The organism is Streptomyces sp. NPDC002156 (genome assembly GCF_053593675.1).
Genome location: NZ_JBSFDA010000311.1, coordinates 1 through 5,450, shown reverse-complemented (window position 1 = coordinate 5,450; position 5,450 = coordinate 1). Strand labels below are relative to the sequence as shown.

Annotated in this window: 4 protein-coding genes; all 4 read right to left on the bottom strand. The window is 70.6% G+C overall.

What is annotated here, in order from left to right:
- Positions 1 to 121: 121 nt before the first annotated feature.
- On the bottom strand, positions 122 to 1,768 hold the full coding sequence (locus tag ACWCRB_RS48840; RefSeq protein ID WP_451002223.1) for an RICIN domain-containing protein: 1,647 nt from the start codon (positions 1,766 to 1,768) through the stop codon (positions 122 to 124).
- A gap of 471 nt (positions 1,769 to 2,239) precedes the next feature.
- Positions 2,240 to 2,617 carry a toxin Doc gene (locus ACWCRB_RS48835; RefSeq protein WP_053745133.1) on the bottom strand — a complete coding sequence of 126 codons (378 nt, stop codon included), beginning with the start codon at positions 2,615 to 2,617 and terminating at the stop codon, positions 2,240 to 2,242.
- Between the two features lie 3 nt (positions 2,618 to 2,620).
- Positions 2,621 to 2,866, bottom strand: a complete 246-nt coding sequence (locus tag ACWCRB_RS48830; protein WP_235472787.1) for a hypothetical protein — start codon at positions 2,864 to 2,866, stop codon at positions 2,621 to 2,623.
- Positions 2,867 to 2,966: 100 nt separating this feature from the next.
- Positions 2,967 to 5,216, bottom strand: coding sequence for a glycoside hydrolase family 9 protein (locus ACWCRB_RS48825; protein ID WP_451002222.1), 2,250 nt, complete (start codon positions 5,214 to 5,216; stop codon positions 2,967 to 2,969).
- Positions 5,217 to 5,450: the final 234 nt, after the last annotated feature.

Here is a 5,450-nt window from a genome sequence, read left to right as displayed (position 1 = left end):
GCTAAAAGATCCAGCCCGTCCGGCGTTTGAGGACGAGCGCGTTCAGCGCGACAAGGGGGTTCGGGGGCGGAGCCCCCGAGGATGGGACGGGTAGGGGCGGCGGGGGCGAGAAAAGGTCTCGCTACGTCGGGTTCGCGTCCACCTGCGCCGCCTCGCCCCTTGGGCCGCCTATCGACAGGGACTCCGGGCTGGCCGTCACCGTGTCCGTCAGCCAACGCTGCTCCGCCGAGCCGTCCCGGACCTTGACGACCACGTCCGCGTCCGGGTCGTCCGATGCGGGGGCAACAGCCAGGCCCTCCTCCCAGCGTGGTAGCAACTCCCCCCGCACCGTGAGGTCGTAGCGCACGTCGTCCCCCCGCTCGGCGGACGCCGCGGCGCAGCGGCCGAGGATGACGACACCGGCATCGGCGTGCGAATCCAGGCACAGGTCGGGGTTGGCGACACTGCGCAACAGCCCGTCGTCCTCGTACGACCACATCTGGGTCCACGCGGTCGAACAGGACGCGAGCCTGGTGACGGCGCCGGCCGTGGCCTTTCCGCCCCGGATGTCGAGGCACAGGTCGGCGGTGACGTTGCGCAGCCGGGTCTGCCGGGTCGCGGTCGGGTTGCCGCCCGTCCCGGGCGGCGAGGACGACACCGCGGGCGGCGTCGGCGAGGCGTCGGGCACCGGGGCGCGTCCGCCGGTCGCGCTGGACGAGGCGGCCGGGTCGGCGCCGCTGCCGTCCTTCGGCCACAACCCACTGCCCAGGACGACCGCGGCGACGACCGCCGAGGCCAGGCCCACGCTCGTGAGCAGGGTCTTCCTGTTCCGGGGCACGCCCGCCACCGGGCGGCGCGGGGAGGGAATCCGGGAGAGGAGACGGCTCCGGCCGACTCCACCGCGCTCGCCTCTGCCGCCGTGCCTGGCATGGCCCCGCGTCCGTGTGCCGGCCTCGCCGCGCCCCGGACGGGAGTCGAGATAGCGACGGGCGCCCCAGCCGAGCACCGCCTCGGCGAGCAGGGTGCCCAGGCCGCCCTCGAAATGGCTCAACTGCTCCGCGGCGTAACGGCAGTAGCGGCACTCCACCAGATGCTGCTGGACATCGGGCAGCAGTGCGCCACCGCGCCTGATGGGAACGTCGAGAAGACGGTTGTAGAACCGGCAGTCCTTGGACGGCGCGAGTTCCCGGTGGGCGCGTACACAGCCCTCACGGAATTGTTCGCGCGCCTGTTCCAACGAAGCCGCAGCCGTATCCGTGTCCATGCCAAGAAGAACGGCGGGGACATTCATCGGCTCGGCTTCCACCTCGGTGTGCCACAACAGGCACTGCGCGAGTCCGGGAAGGGCCTGGAACGAACGCTCCGCGAGCTTACGGTTTTCCGGCGTCATGGACTTCGCCGCGCGCATACCGCGACCGCCCGCCGGTTTCCTCAGGTCCGGGAGTACGTCGGATATGCGGTCGTCGGCGGCCCACTCCCTGACGGTGTCGCGTACGGCCACGAGGAACCGGGGGCGCAGTGCGACGGCCGACTCCGCCCGCATCACCCGCTCCAGGACCTGGTGGAAGGCGGCGGCGGTGACCATCGAGGCGGCCTGGGCCGAAGTGGCGAGGCAGATGACCGCGTACTCGTGGGTCGCCTGCCAGTGCCGCGCCGTCAGAAGAGCGACGGACGGGCCGGTCTCGCCCTCCGGCCTGCTTCTGAGCTGGGCGGCGAGACTCTCGTCCGATTCCCCCGGGACCCCACCGGAGTACGGGGGGTAGGACGGACGAGGAGGGGGGGTGGGCACTGAGCGGTTTCCTTCCCACGCGCGGGTGACTCACTGCAGTTCCGGGAAACGGCCCGGACGAGTCCGCACGAAGACCGGCGGCTTTGTGTCCCCCCGCCACCGGTGAATCGAACCCTGCCATTCCCCCTGCACAGGTAGTTCACCCTTGCACAAGTCACTCATGGCCAACAAGGCGCTTGAGCAACATCCATTCATTGAAGGAAAGTCAGCAACAGCAGAAACTGCCGGTGGCAGTACCGGCCTTCGGTGTTTTCCCGCGCCCCGTGTGAACCGGATGCACGCGCCGGTGCATCACGCACGCTCCCGGCGCGCGCGAAGGCGTAGTCCACTGGAACCCGGCCCTTCCTCGGAGGCCACGCGCGGGACGGCGGCTCTCCCACGCGAAACGGCCGCCGACCCCGTTCCTCCCGCCCTCGGTCGGCGGCCCCGAGGGCGGGGCCGAAGTCACCTCCGGCAGCAGAAGACACCTGCTCAGATCTGCCAGGAGCGCAGCCGGTCGGCCGCGCCGTAGACATCGGTCTTGCCCGAGATCAGGTCGCGGGCGAGGTCGACGAGGGCGCCGTAGGGCGGGTCGATGCCGACGTCGCTGACGAACATGTACGCCACGGCGGTGGCGCAGGCGAATCGGGCGTTGGCCGACGGCAGCGGCTTGAGCAGCGCGAGGGTGTGCAGCAGTGCGGCGGCCCGCCAGGCCGGGTCGGAGTCCACGCCGAGGCGCGGCGGGTCGACCCGGTGGCGGGCCACGGCGGCCACCAGGGCCGAGAAGTCGTTGACCGTGGGCTGGTCCGGCAGAACCTCTTCATGGCGCTGGAGCAGCCAGGGCACGTCGATGTGGATGACGGGAGCCATCGGTCAGGCGACCCGTCCCCGACCCGGCGCGACCGGCTCGTCCTCGGGGAACGCGGCGGCGAACTCGTCCGCGTGGGCCGCGAAGAACCGCCGGAATTCCTCCGCGCCCTCCTGGAGGGCCCGGTGCCGGGCGATGTCGGCCGCCGCCGCCTCACGCACGAGAGCCTTCATCGACGTACCGCGCTCCTTGGCTATCTGCCGCAGGTCCTCTAGCTCGCGGTCACTGAACTCCACATTCAGAGCTGGCATGCCCCCACGGTACCGCGCCGGTACTTACCCGTAAATACCCCCAGGTCAGGCGGGCAGGGCAGTGGTACCGAGGGGGCGAGGCACAGCTCGGCCGGCCCGGCTATCCCTGGTCGGCCACGAAGGACGCCATCCGGGCCAGGGCGGCGTTCCAGTTGATCGTGTGTTCGTTCGTCGACCAGGACTGGATGTCGTCGATGTAGCAGAACTGGCCGACGCAGCCCTGGAGTTTGCTCTGTGCGTAGGGGTCCTGGATGCTCGAGTTGGGGCCTCCGGCGACTGTGCCGTCGGGCGGGCCGGGCAGGCTCGGGTCGAGCTGCTTGGCGTACCAACGGCTGTGCTGCTGGTGGGAGTTGACCTCGCCGTAGCCCGTCACGTACGACATGTTCAGCGCGTTGCGGCCGAAAATGTAGTCCATGCTCTGGAGCGCGCCGTCGCGGTACTTCGAGGCGCCGCCGATGTCGTACGCGGTGGCGATGACGACGGCGTTGTTGAGGATCTGCGCGTTGGAGCCCCAGTCGTACAGGTTGGCGTCGGGGGCGTAGGGCATGCCGTACGGGTGCGCCGCCAGGGTGGCCAGATAGCGGTCGGCACCCTTGATCACCGACTGGCGGACCTTGTCCCGGCCGGGGAGCCGGTTCGGGACGGTCGCCAGGTCGAGGCGGCCGGCCGCTGCGGTCCTGGCCCAGTCGAAGCCGAGGGGGACGAAGATGTCGGCCGTGTGGATCGGCGAGTTCAGGATGTGCTGCTCGAACGCCTTTTCCCCGGTGGTCAGATACAGCTCGGCCGCCGCCCAGTAGAACTCGTCCCGCGCGTCGGTGTCGGGGTAGGCGCCGCCGCCGGTCCCGTCGTTCGGGTCGGGGTGGATGTCGGGGTGGGCGAGCGCCGCCGTCCAGGCCTTGCGGGCCACCGCGAGGGCGTGCGCGGAGAACGTGTGGTCGTAGGGCCGGTACAGCCGGGCCGCCTGGGCCGCCGTGGCCGCGAGGTTGAGGGTGGCCTCGGTGGTCGGCGGGTGCAGTTCGCGTTTCTGCGGGTCGGCGCTCGGCAGCAGCGGCAGCCCGGTCCACTGCTCGTCGTGCATCTTGTGGTGCGCCATGCCGGCGAGCGGCTGCCCGTCGGGCACCTGCATCTTCAGCAGGAACTCCAGCTCCCAGCGGGCCTCGTCGAGGACGTCCGGCACCTTGTTGCCGCTCTCCGGGATGTCGAGCGTGCCGTCACCGAGCGCGCCCCGCTGCCCCGTACGGGCGTACAGGGCGCGTTCGTACGTACTGAGCAGCTCCCACGTCGAAATACCGCCGTTGACCACGTACTTGCCGTGGTCACCGGCGTCGTACCAGCCGCCGGTGACATCGAGGGTGTAGTCGCACACGCCGGGCTGGCACGGAACGTTGCTGTCCCCCTGGTTGGGTGCCACGTCGACGTGGCCGGCGGGGCGGGCGTAGCCGGGGCGCAGGTCGTTGCGGATCTCGATGCCGCTGCGCTGCGTGTAGTAGTACTTCAGGGAGTCCAGCCGCAGCTGGTCATAGGCGCTCGCGTCGATGTCGAAGGGGCGGCTCGTCTCGCCGTCGGCGACCAGGGTGAGGCCGGTGGCGCGTTTGCGGTAGGCGCCGAAGTCGATCGAGTGGACGTTCTGCCCGGAGGAGACGTCGGTACCGCGCGGCACGGTCCTGCCGTGGGCGACCGTCGTTCCGTCGGCCTTCTTCAGCTGCCAGCGCAGGGGCTGGGTGGAGGCGGTGACGAGGGTGGCGTTCTTCGGCCCGGCGGGGAGGTAGGCGACCTGGTTGACCCGTACCCGGGGGCCGGTGTCGGGTTCGTACACCTCGGGCGGGACCCCGCCCAGCAACGACACGTCGTCCATGCAGAACCGGAAGGGGTCAGCGCTGCCGCCGAGCTGGAAGCCGACCTGGCCCTGGGTGGTGTCGGCGGGTGCGGTGAATGTGTAGGTGTAGGAGTCGCCGGAGACGCTGAGCTGCGGGCTCACCTCGAAATAGGTGTCGTACGGGGAGACGGACAGGCCGACGATCGCCCGGACGACGTGTCCGGCGGGTGTGCCGGTCGCCTTGAAGGCGAAGCGGTACGACTCGCCCTTGACGAGGGTGATGTCGTTCTGGCCGACGGCTGCGTCCCAGCGGTTGGTGGTGCCGCCGGGGACGTCGGCGCAGAGGGCGCCGTCGGCGAGGCCGGCGGTGACGTTGCTGGTCGTCCACCAGGGGGCGGTGGTGGTGTCGAAGGTGCCGTTCTTGACCTGCTCGATCTCGTCGGCTGCGGCGGTGGGGGTGGTGGTGGGGAGGGTGGTGAGGGTTGCTGTGAGGAGGGCGGTGAGGGAGAGCAGGGTGGTTCTGCGTCGATTCACGTCTGGGCTCCTCGGGTGAGGTGGGGGCGCGGGGGGTGAGTGGAGCGGCGCTTGCGGGTGCCGTGGGAGCGCTCCCAGAGGCGGACGTGGCCCATGCTGTGGGAGGTTGCACGGCGCGTCAACGCTCCGAACGGGTTTTTCGCCCCCGCCGCCCCTACCCGTCCCATCCCTGGGGGCTGCGCCCCCAGACCCCCCTTGTCGCGCTGAACGCGCTCGTCCTCAAACGCCGGACGG